The sequence below is a fragment of the Nitrospirota bacterium genome (assembly GCA_016207905.1).
GTDB lineage: Bacteria > Nitrospirota > Thermodesulfovibrionia > Thermodesulfovibrionales > JdFR-86 > JACQZC01.
Window position 1 is genome coordinate 13861 of sequence record JACQZC010000006.1, and the last position, 17550, is coordinate 31410.

Here is a 17550-nt window from a genome sequence, read left to right on the forward strand (position 1 = left end):
GTGTATATAAGCCTTGAAAATGCACTAATAGGGAGATGATATGAACCATAGAAAGTCTTCTCTGCTCTTCAAAAAGGCAAAGGGCATTATACCCGGAGGTGTAAACAGCCCTGTAAGGGCATTTCTTGCAGTTGGCGGAACTCCTATATTTATATCAAAGGCAAAAGGCTCAAAGCTTTATGATGTAGATGGAAACTCCTATATAGATTATGTTCTTTCATGGGGACCTATGATTTTAGGGCATAGCCAACCAGATGTTATATCTGCCATTAAATCAGCCCTTCAAAGAGGCACAAGCTATGGAGCACCCACTCCGCTTGAGATAGAGCTTGCAGATCTGGTTATAAAGGCATATCCCTCCATGGATAAGGTGAGAATGGTCTCATCAGGCACAGAGGCAACAATGTCTGCTATAAGGGTTGCCAGAGGCTTTACGGGAAAAGATAAGATTGTCAAGTTTGAAGGATGCTATCACGGACATGCAGATGGCCTTCTTGTAAAGGCAGGCTCGGGAGCAACGACATTAGGCGTTCCTGATAGTCCGGGTGTTCCGGAGTCATACGCAAAAAACACTATTACACTGCCTTTCAATAACATCAATGCATTTAAGTCTGTTATAGAAAAAAACTATAAGTCCATTGCCTGTGTGATTGTGGAGCCAGTTATCGGAAATATAGGCTGTGTGCTTCCAAAGAAGGGATTTCTTGAGTCCCTGAGAGAGATAACCGAAAAACATGGCATAGTCCTTATCTTCGATGAGGTAATGACAGGCTTCAGGGTAGCATTTGGAGGTGCACAAGGGCATTATGGAATAAAGCCTGATATGACATGTCTTGGAAAGGTCATTGGCGGCGGGCTTCCTGTTGGTGCTTATGGAGGTAAAAAAGAGATAATGTCAATGGTAGCACCCGAAGGGCCTGTTTATCAGGCAGGAACGCTTTCAGGAAACCCCATAGCCATGACAGCTGGAATTGCCACAATCAAAATTCTCCTAAGAAAGGGTATCTACGATACCCTCGATAAAAAGGCATCTTTACTTGAAGAAGGTCTTAAGGATGCCTCAAAAAGGGCAGGTATAAAGACAAAATTTTACAGGGCAGGCACGATGTTTTGCACATATTTTACTGACACCGAGGTTATTGACTATAAGACTGCAAAGACCTCTGATACTGCTAAGTTTGCAAGGTTTTTCCATGGCATGCTCGATAGGGGCATAAACCTTGCACCAAGCCAGTTCGAGGCAGGCTTTATATCTCTTGCACACTCTAAAGAAGACATGGAAAAGACCGCAAAAGCGGCATATGAAACCTTCAAAACTCTATAAATGCTTGATTTTAAGGGGGTCAGTTCATTAGTTGTTTAAGTGGTTAAGGAGAATTGGTTCGTTTAAGGGATTAATATCCGACATACCCTTCAGGGGAAAGCTCGTTATAGCCCTGCTTTTAGTCATAATACTTGCAGGTGCCGGATTTGGGGCATTCAAGTTTTATGATTTCACACAGAACAATCCAAGGTTCTGCCTGAGCTGTCATCTCATGGAGCCTGCATTCAAGGCATGGGAGGTAAGCGAGCATAAAGGACTTAACTGTCACGAATGCCACCACCTTTCGATAACCGACCAGAATAGACTCCTTATAAGCTTTGTGCTTAAAAGGCCAACAAAGGTCCCTCCAAGACATGGAAAGATAATTGTGCCATGGAAATTCTGTATCAAATGCCACTGGGAAAAAGACGAAAGATTCGAGAAAGCCAAGCCCATAAACAAGTCAAGGCTTCATGCAAAACACTACTTTATGGAGCAGATAGAGTGCTCAAAATGCCATGGATATATCGTCCATAGATTCACGCCTGAGGAAAGATTCTGTATGAACTGCCATACAGGCAAGGAAGTTCATGGCATGGGCATGGAAAAGCTTGCCTGTCTTAACTGTCATACAGACAGGATGCCTGACCTCAAACCCGGAAGGAAAAAATGTCTTTTCTGTCATGGGAAAGAAGAGATAAGAAAAGAGCTCATAAGAGACGGCACCATAGATGTGCTTCGCTATCAGCCATCTCCTGAGACCATCGAGAAGGCAATAAAGGTAAATATACCTGAGAATGCACCTATGCAGTTTCACTGCTATGAATGCCATAAGCCTCATGAAAAAATCAGGCCTGATTGGGGAGATTGTCTTAACTGCCATAGAAACATACTCGATATTGGAAGACATGACCTTCATATAAAAGTAGTTGGCATGAAGTGCAAGGACTGCCATAAGCCACATATATGGCGGGTGACTGGGAAATCTGCAAGGAAAAACTGCACTACCTGCCATGAATACAGAGAGCCAAAGAGGTTTATATCTGCATCTCCCTAAGCCATTCCTGTTACCCTGTTGCAAAGACTTTCTTTTTCCTGTATAGTTTTTTTATGAAAAGCCATTTGCTGAGACCTCTTTATGTGGTTGTTGCATTGGTTGCCATAATATTCATTGCGAGAGTCATTGTTGTGCCTTCTGATTTTGGGGTCGGGGAAAAGGGCTATATGTATGGCTGGCATAGAAAGGCAAATGAGGATGAGTGGAAGGCATTTAAAGTAAAATTCAAAAATAGGGATTTTTGTAAGGATTGTCATGTTAGTGAGTATGACTCGGTAATGAAATCTCCACATAGCATTATCAACTGCGAAAACTGTCATGGCCCTGCATATGAGCATCCAGAAGAGCCTCCAAAGCTCATTATAAATAAAGAGCGGGAGCACTGCCTAAGATGCCATAGCAGGCTTCCATATAAGCAGACGGAAAGGGCGGATATAAAAGGGATTATTCCTGATAATCATAATCCTGATATAGAATGTGTCTCATGCCATAACCCTCACAGCCCAAAAGGAGATGCATTGTGATTTCAAGAAGGGACTTCTTAAAGACAGGCTTGATGGTTGGAGCAGGATTGGGGCTTTCATCTATATTAGGAAAAGACATCCTAAGTAGTGCAGGTATTATAACCCCCAAAAGGTGGGTCTTTCTTGTGGATACCTTTAAGTGTGTGGGCTGTGGACTTTGCGTGAGGGCATGCAAGTTGGAAAACGAGATACCTTACGATGTCCCTGTAACAAGGACATGGGTTGAAAGATATGTTGTGAAAAAAGACGGCACAGTGCTTGCGGATTCACCATATGGCGGAAGAGATGGCTATCTCATAAATAACCCTCAGGGCATTGTTGTCCCTCAGGAAGACATAGCAAAGGCATTTTTTGTTCCAAAGCTCTGTAATCAGTGCACAAACCCGCCTTGTGTTCAGGTCTGCCCTGTTGGAGCTACCTATCAGACAAATGATGGGGTTGTGCTCGTTGACAGAAAATGGTGCATTGGCTGTGGATATTGCATTATGGCATGTCCATATGGAGTAAGGTTTTTCCATCCAGTCCATAAAGTAGCAGAGAAATGCAATTTCTGTTACCACAGGATTACCAAGGGCATGAAACCAGCATGTGAGGACGCATGCCCATTTGGTGCAAGACATATCGGAGACATAAACGACCCTGCCCACCCTGTGGCAGATATAATAAAAACACAAAGGGTTTCTGTTTTAAAAGATGAGTTTGGAACAAAGCCCTCTGTCTATTATTTGGGATATGATTCTCTTATTAGATGATTTTCAGTGAGGTGAGTTATGGAAGTTCACGGTGAGCTTTGGACATTAAAAGAGCTTTTTGTATATCCAAACGAGTATATATACTGGGCATTGCAGATAGTAATGTATCCTTTGATGACAGGGCTTGTTGCAGGTGCATTCGTGCTTTCCAGCCTTTATCATGTGTTTGACAGAAAGGAGCTAAAGGAGATGTCGCGGTTTTCTCTGATATTCTCATATGCCCTTCTTTTAGCCGCACCCATGCCGCTTCTTTTTCATCTCCTTCAGCCTTTAAGGGGGTTCTATGTGTTTTTAACCCCTCATTTTACCTCAGCCATCGCCGCATTCGGTGTAGTGTTTTTCTCATATGCAGGACTGGTTGCATCAGAGATATGGTTTGTGGAAAGAAGATTCTTTGTGCAGTCAGCGCAAAGGCTGAGGAATGCAAGCGGAATTGCCAATAAGGTTAAGGGCTTTATTTATAGGGCATGGAGCTTAGGTGCGTATGATATAAGCGAGGAGGCATTAAGAAAAGACGGCAAGGTCATAAGAGTGCTTGCAGGCATAGGTGTTCCTGTTGCATGTTTTTTGCATGGCTATGCAGGGTTTATCTTTGGCTCTGTAAAGGCAAATGCCCTCTGGATGACCCCACTTATGCCTGTTATATTCATAATGTCTGCAATAGTGTCGGGCATAGCCCTCTGCATGCTCACATATATAATCGTGCTTGAGATTAATAGATTGAAGTCTAAGAGGATGAAAAAGCTATTGCCTCTAGAGGAATCAGGAGGGGTTGAGATGGATATCATAAAAATGACATCTAAATACCTCGTATTCTTTATGGTCATAGCAGTAACATTGGAATTCCTTGACCTTGTCTTCAGAGGCTATACGGCAGTCAAGCACTGGGACATATTAAGGACAGTGATATACGAAAGGGATTTCTTCAATATATTCATACTTCAGTACGGCATCGGAAATCTCATTCCCCTTGTAATGCTGATTATGCCGGGGCTTACTAAGAGGAGGGCAATTATAGCACTAATCCTGATTCTCATCGGTGTGTTTATGATGAGGTGGAATGTAGTTGTCGGAGGACAGTCCTTCTCGCTTACACTTTCAGGATATATGCACTATAAGATACCCATTATCCCCCAGAACTTTGAGACCTATAAGGAGGGAATCATTGGAGCACTCACGATTATCTCGCTTCCATTTATCTTCCTCTGGATTTTAAGTAAGGTAATCCCTCTTACAAAGGAAGAGTAGGAGTGCAAAATTCTATTACAATTGCAGGTTGCATAGATTGAGCTTGACAAAGATTTTACTCCTGCTATGCTTTTATAAAGGCGGTTGGTATGGAGAGAATCAAAATCCTTGTAATAGATGACGAGCAGACGATTGTGAACTCGTTTATTCATTATTTCTCCAAAAGGAGCTATGAAATCACAGGTATTACCTCATCCGAGGATGCATTGGTTTTCATTGCTCAGGAGCCATTTGATGTTATAATCACAGACCTTCACATGAGCCCTGTAACTGGCTTTGAACTCATAGATGTCGTAAGAAGGGTAAACCCAAAGGCACTTCTTATAGTCATGTCAGGCAGGTATGGAGCAGAAGATGTAAAGGGCTTGAATATAGATTATTTTTTTGAAAAGCCATTCGTTTTCAAGAAGATCGAAACCTGCATAAAAGAGAGATTTGTTTTAAGCAAAAGTGCATGAATTAAAAATGTGTGTCAAATTAAATCCTCGATTGCTTTCTTCATATCCTCTGGAAGAGGGCTTTTGAATTCCATATACTGTCCTATAATTGGATGGACAAACCCTAAGAGCCCTGAATGAAGCATCTGTCGTGAAAACCTCACTCCATTCAGTACTGTCTTTTTCCCATATGTTTTGTCTCCTAAAACAGGATTGCCTATAGAGGCAAAATGAACCCTTATCTGGTGTGTCCTTCCTGTAAGGAGCTTTATATTTAAGAGTGTTGCCGACCGAAACCTTTCTATAACAGCCCACTCGGTTTGTGCTTTTTTTAGGCTTTTTGCCTTTGTTGACATTTTTTTTCTGTCAGAAGGCGAGCGGCCTATGCCTGATGAAATCCTTCCTCGTGGTTCTTTAAGTTTTCCATAAACGAGGGCAATGTATTGCTTGTTAATCGTTTTGTTTTTGAACTGCTCGATGAGACCATAGTAGGCATCATCCCTAAGTGCAACTACCATGACCCCTGAGGTATCCTTATCAAGCCTGTGCACAACCCCGGGCCTTAGGGGGCCACCAACTGCCTCAAGGCTTCCAATGTGAAAGGCAAGGGCATTCATGAGTGTGCCTTTTTCATGGCCTACTGCAGGATAAACGACCATACCCTGTGGCTTATCGACCACTGCGAGGAATTCATCCCTATAAAATATATTGACAGGAATATTCTCAGGGATGAGCGTGGGGGGCGGTTTCTCAGGTATGGTTATTTGTAAAATAGCATTGGCTTTTGCCCTGTAATCGGGCTTTAAAGTTTTTCCGTCAAGTGTGACCATGCCTTTGTCTATGAGCAGGTGAACCTGTGACCTGCTGATGCCTGTTTTTTCAGAGACTAATTTATCTATGCGTTTGCCTGAGTCTTCTTCGGAAACCCTGATGAGCATTTCTTCTTTATCCCTGTTACATATCTCTATGGGTGACATTGACGCTCAGGGATTTCCCTTTCAAGATAGAAGAAATGCTGTCCACTATAACGGGTGAGCGGTGTCTTCCGCCTGTGCATCCGATGCCTATTGTGAGATAGGTCCTTCCTTCTTTTATATAAAGGGGTATAAGGAAATCGAGGAGGTTTAAAAGCCTTTTTATAAATTCTTCTGTTTCGCTCCTCTGAAGGACAAAGTCCATAACTTCAGAATCACTGCCTTTGAGGTCCTTGAGCTCTGGCACAAAATAGGGGTTTGGAATAAACCTGACATCTAATAGAAGGTCAATATTGCTTGGAACTCCAAATTTATACCCAAACGATATGAAGGTAACTGTCATAATACCTTCTTCATTTGTCTTGCCAAACAGGGATGTTATGAGGTGTCTTAGCTGGTGCGGTGTGTACGAAGAGGTATCCAGTATTCTGTCGGATACATTTCTAAGGGGCTGAAGGAGTTTTATCTCTGCCTCTATCGCATCTTCAATGCCTTTCCCCTCTATGTAGAGGGGATGGGGTCTTCTGGTCTCCTTGAACCTCCTTATGAGCACATCTATTTCTGCCTCGAGGTAAACGACAGAGATACTGTATTTCTGTCTGAGGCTTGAAAGTATGGATTCCACTTCGTGAAGGAACTCCTTTTCCCTGACATCGATACTGACTGCTATTTTCCTTATGGCAGTTTTAGATGTCTCTATGTTTGCAAATGAATCGATCATCTGTGGCGGAAGGTTGTCAACCGAGATAAAGCTGCTGTCTTCGAGTGCCCTGAGTGCAATTGTCTTTCCAGAGCCTGACAGACCCGTTATGATGACAATTGTGGGTTTCACGGATGTGTTTTATTTTATCGGCTCTATGAGCCCTAAATTTCCATCCGTTCTCTTATAGAGGACATTTATATCTCCGCTCTGGTCATTCGTAAAAACGAAGAAGTCCTTATCGAGAAGCTCCATCTGCATAGCGGCTTCATCAGGGCTCATGGGCTTCATATCGAACTGTTTTCTCTTTATAATCTTTGGGGATTCGGGAGAAACCGGAATGCTTGCGGATGTCCTGCCTTTATCTATCTTTCTATGAGAGACCATTTTTTCCTTAAATTTTTTGACCTGCCTTTCAAGCTTCTCGATGACCTCATCGATTGCCGAATATATCTCGCCTGTAATTCCCTCTGCCTGTATCATCACTCCGTTTGCCTTTAGAAGTACCTCGGCCTTGTGCCTGTATTTCTGAACGCTCAGCGTTACGACTGCCTCGGTAATATTTGAAAGATACCTTTCGAATTTTTTTACCTTTTCTTCTGCATAGTCTTTAAGAACCGATGTTACTTCAATCTGCCTTCCGACAACGACTATGTTCATTTTGCCTCCTCATGTTTGATTGAGTTTTTTCTCTGCACCTGAGATACAATCTTAAGCTCATCCCTGTATTTTGCAACAGTCCTTCTTGCCATCGTTATGCTTTGCTGTTTGAGGAGCTCTACTATCTTCTGGTCGCTTAAAGGTTTTTTATAAGACTCCTCGGAGATTATCTTCCTGATTAATTCTTTAACGGCAGTCGAAGAGACCTTTCCTGTGTCTGAATTTATGCCTGTGCTGAAGAAGAATCTAAAACCAAGTATGCCATGACTGCATGAGAGGTATTTGTTTGCAGTTGTCCTGCTTATGGTGCTTTCGTGCATTCCAATGTCTTCGGCAACATCCCTGAGGTTCATTGGCTTAAGCAAAGATGAGCCGGCATCGAAGAAGCCTTTCTGGAATTTAAGGATGCTTTCGGTAACCCTATAAATGGTCTTATTTCTGTGGTCAAGGCTTTTCATTAGCCATGTGGCAGAGCGGAGTTTTTCCTCCAGATACTGCCTGTCTTCTTTTGGAAGGGAGTTTTTGTGTAAAAGCAGTTTCCTGTAGAAGTTGTTGATTCTCAAGCCGGGCATGCCCTCGTCGTTTAAGGTTATTCTGTAGCCATCTTCGGTTTTTGTAACAAACACATCCGGGGTGATATAAGCAGGAGGCTCGCTTGCGAAATTTCTGCCTGGTTTTGGCTCAAGGGACGAGATGACCTTTACTGCCTCGATGACAAGGTCAATAGAGCAGGCATAATGCTTTGCAATATTAGCGTATCGTTTTTTTTCGAGGTCTTCAAGGTTATGTAAAACGATGCTTTCTGCAAGGCTTCCTTCAAGGTTAAGGGATTTAAGCTGTATGAGCAAACACTCCCTCATGTCCATTGCACCGATGCCAAGTGGGTCGAATGTCTGTATGAGTCTAATGGCATCGGTTGCCTTATCCTGGCTACAATTAGCCGTTTTTGCTATATCTTCAACCGATGCTCTTAGATAGCCGTTTTCATCTATATTGCCTATAACATACTGACCTATGTCTTTAATATCATCCAATGCACCCGAGAACTTTAACTGCCAGAGAAGGTGCTCATAGAGGTCTGGGGGTTTGCTTACAAACTGCTCTACAGGAGGTAAAAGGACAGTGCCAGGGGTAAAATATCCAAGGTCTCTTCCATCGAGCCCTCTTTCCTCGAAGTAGTCGTCCACAGAAGAAGAGGAAAGGCTCATCATCTTCTCGAGGGGCATCTCTGTATCTTCTTCTGTTTCGTTTGCCTCTGTCGTGTCTGCCTCGGATAACCCTTCGGTAGTTTCTCCGGATGGTTCTTCAACGGTTTCTTCAAGAAACGGGTTTTCTACAAGCTCATTTGAGATGGTAAGGGAAAGCTCAAGCTGGGGCATCTGAAGAAGCTTTATTGCCTGTTGAAGCTGTGGCGTTAGTATAAGCTTCTGAAGGAGTTTTAGTTCCAGCTTATGTTCGAGTGCCATTAAAGTTTGAACTCCTCTCCAAGGTATATGTCTTTCACCCTATGGCTTGAAACTATTTTTTCGGGTAGACCTTCCTCGAGGATTTCTCCATGGCTAAGGATATATGCCCTGTCGGTTATCGAAAGGGTTTCCCTTACATTGTGGTCGGTTATAAGCACTCCAAGTCCCCTGTCCTTAAGATATTTTAACATCTTTTTAAGCTCTATGATTGCAATCGGGTCGATTCCTGCAAATGGCTCGTCAAAAAGAATGAACTTTGGCTCGATTGCAATAGACCGTGCTATCTCAGCCCTTCGCCTTTCACCGCCTGAGAGCCTGAAGCTGTCCCTCTCGGCAAATTCCCTGAGGTTAAACTCATCGAGGAGGTGCTCTATGCGGATTTTAATCTCATCCTCAGACAATCCCTTTATTTCCAGAACTGCCCTCAGGTTGTCTCTGACAGTGAGCTTTCTGAATATAGAGGGCTCCTGTGGAAGATAGCTTATACCCATCTCTGCCCTCTTATACATTGGTAGATGTCCTATGCCCTCACCATCAAGCGTAATTGAGCCTTCGTCAGGCTTTAGCATTCCGACAATCATGTAAAATGTGGTTGTCTTGCCTGCACCATTAGGGCCAAGAAGCCCCACTATCTCGCCTGAGCCGATACCGAGGTTGACGCCATCGACCACTAATTTACCGCTATATCTCTTGGATAGTTTCTCTACGGCAAGTGTATGCACCTTATTCCTTCTGTCTCAGGATTACCCTGCTGTCTTCTATTAAATAGCGGTTCTCTTTAATCATATAAATTATCTTTGAGCCTGTAACCACATTTTCGCCTTCAACGGCCTTTGGCTCGCCTGTAAGAACTATCTTTTCCTCGCCTGCAATGAATACTGCCTTGTTTGAGGTTACGACCTTTTGTCCCCTTATAAGCCTTACATTACCATCTGCCTCTATCTTATCTACTTTTCCATCGCTCGAATAAAAGACGAGCATTCGGTCGGAGTGCATTATTATGTCATCGGTCCTTGCAACCACAGAGCCTTCAAATAGTGCCTTGAAGGTGTCCGCAGAAAGAGTAGAGGAGGTTATCACAATCGGGCCTTTATCCTCTCCAAAGAGCCTTTCTTGAGCAGGGGACTCTCCTCTGAGAAAGATAAGACTCAGGATTATAAATATGACTCTAAAAAAATTCTGCCGTGACATCTTTAAGTATCCATTTATCGTGTGTAGCCTTAAGCCCTTTGCCCTGTATCTTTAACCTCTTACCCTCAAGCACAACTGTGTCTTCCGTAAGGAGCTCATGCCCTGCTTGAAGCTTAATAGACTCTGTCTTTATTACATAGTCCTTTGTCCATGCCTTTATATCGCCTTTCATGCTGAGGTCTTTGCTTTCCATGTCATAAGTGCCACGCTCTCCTGATACCTCTATGTCCCTGTCAGGAAGGGTTACCTTAACCTCCCTGAGATAGGCAAATTCTTCATCCTCCGAAAGCAGTGCCGACTTTGAGCTGAGTGACCACCGGAGGGTGCCACCTTCTCTGTGTGCAATCCTTAGCCCTTCGATAAATGAGCCTGAGGGCCTTATGGCATCATTATTGCTATTTTCTTTTTTAAAAGCAATACCTATAAAGAAAACGACAAAGACGATGGCAATAAACAATGCCGAAGGCAATAAGATTTTCTTCATATAAAAATTTTATCATAGCAGGGATACTTAGTAAAGGGCATGTATGGGTTCAGGACATATGAGACAAGTTATACCCCCCTCACCCCAGCCCTCTCCCGCAAGGGGAGAGGGTAATTAAAAGGAAGCAAAAACCTGTCCTGTAAGGAAAAATGCGATTTGCTTTATCGACCCCTCCCTTGATGGGAGGGGTTAGGGGAGGGTGATTTAATTGACGCATTCAGTCTCACATGTATCTGAACCCTTACAGAAAGCGAATGGCCTTGTCAAGCCAATTTAGAAATGTCTTATTCTTGCCAGTTTAGAAAAAGGGGGGAATTAAAAGGGGTGCGTGAGATTCTGAAATGAATTCAGAATGACCCCTCACCCTAATCCTCTCCCGCAAGGGGAGAGGGAAAAGAAAACCATAGTTCATTTTTTGCTTGACAAATAGATTTCAATAGTTTATTATCTAACTATAGTTTATAGAAGGGTAAATATAGAAAAGGATTACACACACATACCCCTCTTAATAGAAAAGAGTAAAGCAAAAGTAAAGGAAAAGTAAACAAGTAAACATGGGAATCGTTAAAAATCAATGGGTTATGAGACACCCCCCCTCCCCAGTAAACTAAACTTAGGAAGGGAAAAGTAGAATGAACGCTTGAACACTCAAAAAGATGATAAAGCTATTGAATTAAAAGAGAAAATCCCTGAAAACAGAGCTAAAGAATGGACATATAAAAAAAGGAGGTGGAAACGAATGTAATGACAACAAAGGACTGGATTCCCCGAACAAGTCGGGGAATGACAAAAGGGGTGAGGCAATGGGGATGGCATGCATGAGTTAAGGTGGTGGGAAGGTTTGAAAATATTCGTAGAGTTTGCTTGAATATATTGTTAAACTTATCAGAGGGAGGAGGTTGCACCGTGGCAAAGGAGGCATTGCTTGTAATCGATATGCTTAATGATTTTGTCCTTAAGGGCGCACCGCTTGAAGTGCCTGAAACAAGAAGGATTATCCCTAATATCGAGCAGGAGATTAAAAAGGCAAAAGCCAAAGGCAACCCCGTGATTTATGTATGCGATACTCATAAGCCCGATGATAGGGAATTCAAGAAGTTTGGCTGGCCCCCTCATGCAGTTAAAGGCACAAAGGGCGCAAAAGTAGTTTCAGAGCTCAAGCCTAAAAAGAAAGACATAATAATAGAGAAGACTACTTATTCGGGGTTTTATAAGACAAAACTCGATAAGACGCTGAAAAGACTTGGCTGTGATTCCTTACTCCTGACAGGCTGTGTCACCCACATATGCGTGATGTTTACTGCATCGGATGCAGTTCTTAGAGACTATAAGGTTACCGTTGCCCAAGAAGGAGTGGCAGGGCTTTCCAAGGAAGACCATGATTCTGCATTAAGGATTATGAAGAATGTAATGGGTGTAAAAGTCAGGTAATGGAGGAGTTTATGTTTCATACTGCAGAGCCTTCGGATGTCTTAAGCGGAAGGATTACGGATGTCTATTTCGAAAGAACACTGAGAATCCTCAAGGCAAAGGGAATAAACCCTATTGTTAAAGCCGAGTTTTTCGCAAAAACCCTTCCAGAGGACTGGCAATGGGCTGTGTTTGCAGGGCTTCAGGAGGCAATGTATCTTATGAAGAGCCTGCCTATAAAAGTCAGGGCATTAAAGGAAGGCACGGTCTTTTACCCCTATGAGCCTGTCATGGAGATAGAGGGCAGGTATCAGGATTTCTGCGTTTATGAGACTGCAATCTTAGGACTAATCTGTCAGGCATCAGGGGTTGCCACGAAATCCGCAAGATTCAAGAAATTAGCAGGTCAAAGGCCTGTCATAAGTTTTGGCGCAAGAAGAATGCATCCTATCCTTGCTCCTATGATTGAGAGAAATGCCTATATAGGAGGTTGTGACGGAGTAGCAGTCGTAAGGTCAGGCGAGATAATCGGCGAGGACCCTATGGGCACAATACCTCATGCACTGATTATATGTTTTGGGTCGACTGTCGAGGCAATAAAGGCATACGATGAGGTCCTTGAACGCAGGTTTCCGAGGGTTGCACTCATAGATACCTTCTTAGATGAGAAGTTCGAGTGCCTTAATGTCGCAAGTTCAATGGGTAAAAAGCTCTTTGCCGTGAGATTCGATACGCCATCTTCAAGAAGGGGGAATTTTATGAGAATCCTCGAGGAGTGCAGGTGGGAGCTGAATCTAAGAGGTTATGGACATGTAAAGTTTTTTGTAAGCGGAGGCATAAAAGAGGCAGATTTGCCTACTCTTAATCCATTCGTCGATGGCTATGGCATTGGAACATCGATAAGCAATGCGCCTGTTGTCGATTATGCAATGGACATTATGGAGGTGGAAGGCAAGCCCATTGCAAAAAGAGGCAAGTGGTCGGGTAGTAAAAGACTTCTTTATTGCCCTTCATGCAGAGAAAGAAAGATACTGCCAAATACCCAAGCAAAACATATCAGCTCCTGTGGGAAAAAATTCAAAGACCTTCTCGTCCCTGTGCTTGACTCTGGAGAATCCCTTATAAAGATAGAGTCTGCCCAACTGCTCAGAAAAACTGTGCTCGAAAACATAAAGGATATACCTCTTTAGGGTGTGGTATATAATATCTGCAATCCTCCTATGGAGCTCTTTGGGTGTGATGGTAAGGCTTTCCGGGGTGCCTGTTCATGTCCTGATGTTTTATTCCTCTATGGTATCTGTCCTGATACAGGGCATAATACTTCTGACGGGAAAATACAGACATTATTTGCCAAAGTCAAAAGAGCTTCCTTATCTATTTATCCTCGGAGTTATATCCCTCACCAATACATTCACCTTCTTTTATGCCTTTAAAAATACGACCATTGCAAATGCGGTCTTTGCACACTATATAGCACCTGTGGTCGTTGCATTCCTTTCGCCTATATTTTTAAAGGAGAGGCTTACCAAAAGCATTCTGTTTTCCATAGTCATTGCCAGTGTGGGTCTGTGGATACTGCTTGGGATTAGCTTTTCGGAGATGATGTCTTTCTTTAAAGAGCCAAGCAGTGATGCCATTGGGATTATATCAGGACTTTTCTCGGGCCTTGCGTATGCACTTGTGATTTTACTGGCAAGGGTCTTCTCTCAGAGATTTAATCCTCTTATACTTTGTTTTTTCCTAAACCTGATAATTAGCACGATTCTTTTGCCTTTTGTAAGGGTTTTTCCGCTTGATGCCCTCTTAATCTTTCTCATAGTGGGAACGGTTCATTCTGCAATTGCACCTATACTTTACTTTAAGGGCATGAGTAAGGTCAGGGCAAACAGGGCCGCAATCTTAGGCTACATAGAGCCTGTTGGTGCTATAATCTTTGGTATGATATTTCTCAGCGAATATCCAGAGGCAGTTTCCTTGATAGGTGGTGCATTGATAATCCTTTCAGGCTATATAGTGATAAGGGAAAAGGAATGAATCCAAAAAATAAAAAAGCTACCTCTGAGAAAAAGGCAAAAGGGGCTCTTTTTGAGGGGTATAAGAAAGAATGAAGGAATCCTTGTATTTAAAAGGCAGGTGTTTTATACTGATTTTAAGTGGTGAAATAAAAGGAGGCTTAGGTGATACCAATTGAATTTGGCATAATTGTTTTTAAAGAGGATAAAACCTATGTGGCATATTGTCCTGAGCTTGACATATCAAGCTGTGGTGAGAATGTGGAGCATGCAAAAGAGATGCTCAAGACTGCTGTAAAATTATTTCTTGAAGAGGCTGAAAAAATGGGCACCCTTGAAGATATTCTGGCAGAGTCCCGCTACATAAAGGATGAAAACGGCAAATGGCTTCCGCCTAAGATGGTTGCAACCGAGCTGGTAAGCATTTCTTAAATGCCCCGAATAATCCCTATCTCTTCAAGCAAACTAAGGAAGGTCTTTGAAAAAGCAGGTTTTAAGTGTGTGCGTGTAGAAGGGGACCATTTTGTTTATACGAAACCCATGGTGTCAAGACCAGTTGTCATACCTGATTGGCCAGAGGTGCCTGTCTTTATTATCAAGAACAACCTTAGAACCGCTGGTATTAGCAGGGAGGAGTATTTTTCTTTACTTGAGGAGGTTTAATATGAGATGCCATAAGCCTTGAGCGAGCAAAGGGGATGTTGGTGGAGGAGTGGTGGAGGTAAAGCCTTAATGAGAAGCGGAGAGTGGGTGGTGTTTTTTTTATTGGGAAGGTGAAATTGGGAGAAGTGATGCCAAAAACTAATTATCAGGAATGTCAGATCAAGTCTAATCTATCTCATATTATTTCTATGTCATTAAAACTTTCAGCCTATCAATTCTTTCACTGCGTCTACTGCCTCGTGAACAGTATAAACACGGACAAGGTCTTCATGTGTGTGCCAATGCACCCTCAAAGATTCATGTTCGCGAACGGAAGTCGCATTTTGCTGGTCATCAATGAAATATGCAAATTCTTCACTCTTATCAGAAAACATTGAAAACTTTAGAGTATCTATATAAAAATAATAGTCTTTTAAACCTCTACAAAAAGGTTGTACCTTTTTGTAGATTTCTTCAAGTGCATCTTTTTTACGAAGAAAATCGTTAACCTTTTTTGACTTGCATGGAACTATTTTAAATAAATCACGCGCTAATATTCTCCGAGCCAAATCTTGAACTGTTTCATCAATATTATTCATTCTTGCAACATAATCAATTAAAATCCAGAGAGAATAATCATCTAAAGACAAAAGTTCCATTGGTTGTAAAGCATCTCCCGAAATAACTTTCATAAAAGGTTCAAGGATTTTGATAATTTCAGTTTTTTTAAACTTATCAATATCTTCTTTTAGGACTTCTTTAAATCTTCGTAAAAATAATGCGACCATTCCCTCTGCAATACGGACAGTTTTATGATGATAAACGGTTTCGTACAATGCCCTGCGAGCGATAAGAAATTGTTCTACAATTCTCAGCCCTTTCCTTTCATCGAATCCAATGACTATTTTATTGTCACTTGTTTTACCTACAGTGCAAGTTGATAGAAGCCAATCTAAATTATACTGACCATAGGTTACACCACATTGGTGTGTATCTCTTAATAAGAAGTCTGCTCTATCAACATCAATATCACTATTAAGTAAGCGCGGGAGATAAGGCAAATAATATTTACCTCTTAACAAATAAGAAAGTCGTTTACTTGAGCCAAGCTCATCCTATCCTGCTCAAGCAATTTATGCAACTGACCATCCTCCCATAAAAGCATAGCATGACCTACAAGCTCATGCCATTTTGCACCCTCTAGATATTTCTTGCTTTCATTTAATCCAAGCTTGTATATCCATTTATCGAAATCATAATCTTCTCCGACTATTTCTCTTTCCCAAGCATGAGATAGAGGTCCATGTCCTAAGTCATGACATAAAGCAGCAACAGCTATGTCACGAATTACAGAAGAATTTGGGCATAATAAATCAGTTAATAAATTACGACAAGCATGTTCTAATTGTTTTGTAAAGCGAATAGCTAAATATGAAGCTCCAAGAGAATGTACTAATCGTGAATGTTCTGCACCAGGAAATACTAAATGTCCTAGACCTGTCTGTCTAATCCTACGTAAACGTTGAAGCTCTGGAGTCCGTAAAACATTAATTACTACTGTTTCAACGCCATAAAATTCCATCAACCCATGGACTGAATCTTGAACACGAATTCTATTCTTTGGCATAAGATTAATTACACTAAGCTTTTTAGCAAATCATCAATGTACCCTAATTGGTCTTTATCGAAACCATGAGCAGTTTTTAAACCATCCAATTTAGTTTTAAGCGTCTCTTTTTGAACAATAGGCATTAAATTTAAAATCTCAGAATCTGGAAGATAGTTTTTAAATTGTTGTAATTCTTCTAATGGTGAGAATTTTCCAATAGATTGTTGTGATGCCCGCAAAAAAGCAGCTAATTCAGATGGCGACTCTTGAACTAGTTTTGATGCTTGGCAGCGCTTTTTGGGATCTTTTTCCAAAGCTTCTGCAAGTAGATTCCGCATAGGTTCTTGAACTAAAGATAAATCAACTCGTTTCTCCCATTCATCCCTAACGCGTTCTAATAATACAGCCTCAAACTTACTTCTTTCCTCAGGCGTAGAAATTCTTGGTGGGTTTTCGTCCTTATCAAATAATGGGAATCGTCCAACTAATGCGTTATAAACTGTCGCCCCTAAAGCCCAAATATCTACTTTTTCAGGTTGTTCTTTAAGATATTTATCTAATTCAAGAAGTTCTGGAGCTCGTGTCCGAAGACTACCAGTTGCAGAGACAACCTCAGCTACAAATGCCTCTTTCTTTCGACAAATACCAAAATCAAGAAGAATGTAGTCTTCCCCATCTTTACCAATGTTATCTGGTTTCACATCTCCATGTACAAGACCCATCGAATGGAGAAATGCAAGGGCGTTGGCAATATCGTAAAGAAGATTTGCTGCTTCTTGTACTCCTTTTGCTCTCCAACCGTCATCCAGCACAAAAGGTAATCGTTCTTCTACCAAGAAAGATTCACTTTTTTTATTCATAAAAAAATGGGTTTTGATAATATTCTTATGCTTCATTAATAAAGGATGGGGTTGTAATTCTCTTGCCATTATTTTGTCTATGTGAGGTAAGCTGGAAAAAGTGGACACCAAAAGTTAAGTAAAATAACTTAATGGAGGTGTCTGGATGGAGAGAATACCGTATGGGAAGTACACGAAGGAGTTTAGGGAGGAAGCGGTAAAGCTGGTGGTTCAGGGAGGGC

General features: G+C 41.9%; 21 protein-coding genes. 11 read left to right on the forward strand and 10 right to left on the reverse strand.

All coding sequences use genetic code 11. The features are described from left to right. The first annotated feature begins 40 nt into the window (after nt 1–40). From hemL to HY805_00890, 6 genes are all read left to right on the forward strand, one after another. Nucleotides 41–1324, forward strand: a complete 1284-nt coding sequence (gene hemL, locus HY805_00865) for a glutamate-1-semialdehyde 2,1-aminomutase (GenBank protein MBI4822772.1) — start codon at nt 41–43, stop codon at nt 1322–1324. A 31-nt stretch (nt 1325–1355) separates the two neighbouring features. Then, complete coding sequence (locus tag HY805_00870; GenBank protein ID MBI4822773.1) at nt 1356–2360, forward strand: cytochrome c3 family protein; 1005 nt, start codon at nt 1356–1358, stop codon at nt 2358–2360. A 53-nt stretch (nt 2361–2413) separates the two neighbouring features. Continuing rightward, nucleotides 2414–2884, forward strand: coding sequence for a cytochrome c3 family protein (locus HY805_00875; protein MBI4822774.1), 471 nt, complete (start codon nt 2414–2416; stop codon nt 2882–2884). Further along, nucleotides 2884–3636, forward strand: coding sequence for a 4Fe-4S dicluster domain-containing protein (locus HY805_00880; GenBank protein ID MBI4822775.1), 753 nt, complete (start codon nt 2884–2886; stop codon nt 3634–3636). Before HY805_00875 ends, HY805_00880 begins: the two co-directional genes overlap by 1 nt. An 18-nt stretch (nt 3637–3654) precedes the next feature. After that, on the forward strand, nt 3655–4884 hold the full coding sequence (gene nrfD / locus HY805_00885; protein ID MBI4822776.1) for a polysulfide reductase NrfD: 1230 nt from the start codon (nt 3655–3657) through the stop codon (nt 4882–4884). 89 nt (nt 4885–4973) lie between these two features. Next, nucleotides 4974–5342 (forward strand): response regulator, encoded by a 369-nt coding sequence (locus HY805_00890; GenBank protein MBI4822777.1) that lies wholly within the window; start codon nt 4974–4976, stop codon nt 5340–5342. A gap of 14 nt (nt 5343–5356) precedes the next feature. On the opposite strand, the gene HY805_00895 is transcribed toward HY805_00890, so the two are convergent. Genes HY805_00895 through lptC form a run of 7 tightly spaced genes read right to left on the reverse strand, consistent with a single transcriptional unit; the run spans nt 5357 to nt 10796 of the window. Next, nucleotides 5357–6298: an RluA family pseudouridine synthase gene (locus HY805_00895; protein ID MBI4822778.1), complete on the reverse strand. Its 942-nt coding sequence runs from the start codon at nt 6296–6298 to the stop codon at nt 5357–5359. After that, nucleotides 6276–7127: an RNase adapter RapZ gene (rapZ, locus tag HY805_00900; protein MBI4822779.1), complete on the reverse strand. Its 852-nt coding sequence runs from the start codon at nt 7125–7127 to the stop codon at nt 6276–6278. Before rapZ ends, HY805_00895 begins: the two co-directional genes overlap by 23 nt. Before the next feature lie 9 nt (nt 7128–7136). Continuing rightward, nucleotides 7137–7655 (reverse strand): ribosome-associated translation inhibitor RaiA, encoded by a 519-nt coding sequence (gene raiA, locus HY805_00905; GenBank protein MBI4822780.1) that lies wholly within the window; start codon nt 7653–7655, stop codon nt 7137–7139. Beyond that, nucleotides 7652–9121 (reverse strand): RNA polymerase factor sigma-54, encoded by a 1470-nt coding sequence (gene rpoN, locus HY805_00910; GenBank protein MBI4822781.1) that lies wholly within the window; start codon nt 9119–9121, stop codon nt 7652–7654. Before rpoN ends, raiA begins: the two co-directional genes overlap by 4 nt. Beyond that, a complete protein-coding gene (gene lptB / locus HY805_00915; protein MBI4822782.1) occupies nt 9121–9843 on the reverse strand; it encodes an LPS export ABC transporter ATP-binding protein in 723 nt (240 codons plus the stop codon). Before lptB ends, rpoN begins: the two co-directional genes overlap by 1 nt. Before the next feature lies 1 nt (nt 9844). Beyond that, complete coding sequence (locus tag HY805_00920; protein MBI4822783.1) at nt 9845–10312, reverse strand: hypothetical protein; 468 nt, start codon at nt 10310–10312, stop codon at nt 9845–9847. After that, complete coding sequence (lptC, locus tag HY805_00925; GenBank protein ID MBI4822784.1) at nt 10290–10796, reverse strand: LPS export ABC transporter periplasmic protein LptC; 507 nt, start codon at nt 10794–10796, stop codon at nt 10290–10292. The genes HY805_00920 and lptC overlap by 23 nt, the downstream gene beginning before the upstream one ends. A 906-nt stretch (nt 10797–11702) precedes the next feature. Between lptC and HY805_00930 the strand changes: the two genes are divergently transcribed. The 5 genes from HY805_00930 to HY805_00950 all read left to right on the forward strand — a co-directional run bounded on the left by HY805_00930 (nt 11703) and on the right by HY805_00950 (nt 14881). Continuing rightward, nucleotides 11703–12227: a cysteine hydrolase gene (locus HY805_00930; GenBank protein ID MBI4822785.1), complete on the forward strand. Its 525-nt coding sequence runs from the start codon at nt 11703–11705 to the stop codon at nt 12225–12227. Between the two features lie 11 nt (nt 12228–12238). After that, nucleotides 12239–13396, forward strand: coding sequence for a nicotinate phosphoribosyltransferase (locus tag HY805_00935; GenBank protein ID MBI4822786.1), 1158 nt, complete (start codon nt 12239–12241; stop codon nt 13394–13396). Nucleotide 13397: 1 nt separating this feature from the next. Beyond that, complete coding sequence (locus tag HY805_00940; protein MBI4822787.1) at nt 13398–14240, forward strand: EamA family transporter; 843 nt, start codon at nt 13398–13400, stop codon at nt 14238–14240. Between the two features lie 143 nt (nt 14241–14383). Then, on the forward strand, nt 14384–14650 hold the full coding sequence (locus HY805_00945) for a type II toxin-antitoxin system HicB family antitoxin (GenBank protein ID MBI4822788.1): 267 nt from the start codon (nt 14384–14386) through the stop codon (nt 14648–14650). After that, entirely contained in the window at nt 14651–14881 is a 231-nt protein-coding gene (locus tag HY805_00950; GenBank protein MBI4822789.1) for a type II toxin-antitoxin system HicA family toxin, read from the forward strand. It begins immediately after the preceding gene. 203 nt (nt 14882–15084) lie between these two features. Here the strand turns inward: HY805_00950 and HY805_00955 are convergent, their stop codons facing one another. Genes HY805_00955 through HY805_00965 form a run of 3 tightly spaced genes read right to left on the reverse strand, consistent with a single transcriptional unit; the run spans nt 15085 to nt 17398 of the window. Beyond that, nucleotides 15085–15921, reverse strand: a complete 837-nt coding sequence (locus HY805_00955; GenBank protein MBI4822790.1) for a hypothetical protein — start codon at nt 15919–15921, stop codon at nt 15085–15087. A gap of 14 nt (nt 15922–15935) precedes the next feature. Further along, entirely contained in the window at nt 15936–16487 is a 552-nt protein-coding gene (locus HY805_00960; GenBank protein MBI4822791.1) for an HD domain-containing protein, read from the reverse strand. Between the two features lie 8 nt (nt 16488–16495). Next, nucleotides 16496–17398, reverse strand: coding sequence for a protein kinase (locus HY805_00965; protein MBI4822792.1), 903 nt, complete (start codon nt 17396–17398; stop codon nt 16496–16498). Between the last annotated feature and the right edge of the window lie 152 nt (nt 17399–17550).

Excerpts from the sequence above, each read along its gene's own strand:
- HY805_00965 (MBI4822792.1), bottom strand. The coding sequence starts at position 17,398 with ATGGCAAGAGAATTACAACCCCATCCTTTATTAATGAAGCATAAGAAT.
- HY805_00935 (MBI4822786.1), top strand. The coding sequence starts at position 12,239 with ATGTTTCATACTGCAGAGCCTTCGGATGTCTTAAGCGGAAGGATTACG.
- raiA (MBI4822780.1), bottom strand. The coding sequence starts at position 7,655 with ATGAACATAGTCGTTGTCGGAAGGCAGATTGAAGTAACATCGGTTCTT.
- HY805_00960 (MBI4822791.1), bottom strand. The coding sequence starts at position 16,487 with ATGCCAAAGAATAGAATTCGTGTTCAAGATTCAGTCCATGGGTTGATG.
- HY805_00890 (MBI4822777.1), top strand. The coding sequence starts at position 4,974 with ATGGAGAGAATCAAAATCCTTGTAATAGATGACGAGCAGACGATTGTG.
- nrfD (MBI4822776.1), top strand. The coding sequence starts at position 3,655 with ATGGAAGTTCACGGTGAGCTTTGGACATTAAAAGAGCTTTTTGTATAT.
- lptC (MBI4822784.1), bottom strand. The coding sequence starts at position 10,796 with ATGAAGAAAATCTTATTGCCTTCGGCATTGTTTATTGCCATCGTCTTT.
- hemL (MBI4822772.1), top strand. The coding sequence starts at position 41 with ATGAACCATAGAAAGTCTTCTCTGCTCTTCAAAAAGGCAAAGGGCATT.
- HY805_00920 (MBI4822783.1), bottom strand. The coding sequence starts at position 10,312 with ATGTCACGGCAGAATTTTTTTAGAGTCATATTTATAATCCTGAGTCTT.
- HY805_00895 (MBI4822778.1), bottom strand. The coding sequence starts at position 6,298 with ATGTCACCCATAGAGATATGTAACAGGGATAAAGAAGAAATGCTCATC.
- HY805_00875 (MBI4822774.1), top strand. The coding sequence starts at position 2,414 with ATGAAAAGCCATTTGCTGAGACCTCTTTATGTGGTTGTTGCATTGGTT.
- HY805_00950 (MBI4822789.1), top strand. The coding sequence starts at position 14,651 with ATGCCCCGAATAATCCCTATCTCTTCAAGCAAACTAAGGAAGGTCTTT.
- rpoN (MBI4822781.1), bottom strand. The coding sequence starts at position 9,121 with ATGGCACTCGAACATAAGCTGGAACTAAAACTCCTTCAGAAGCTTATA.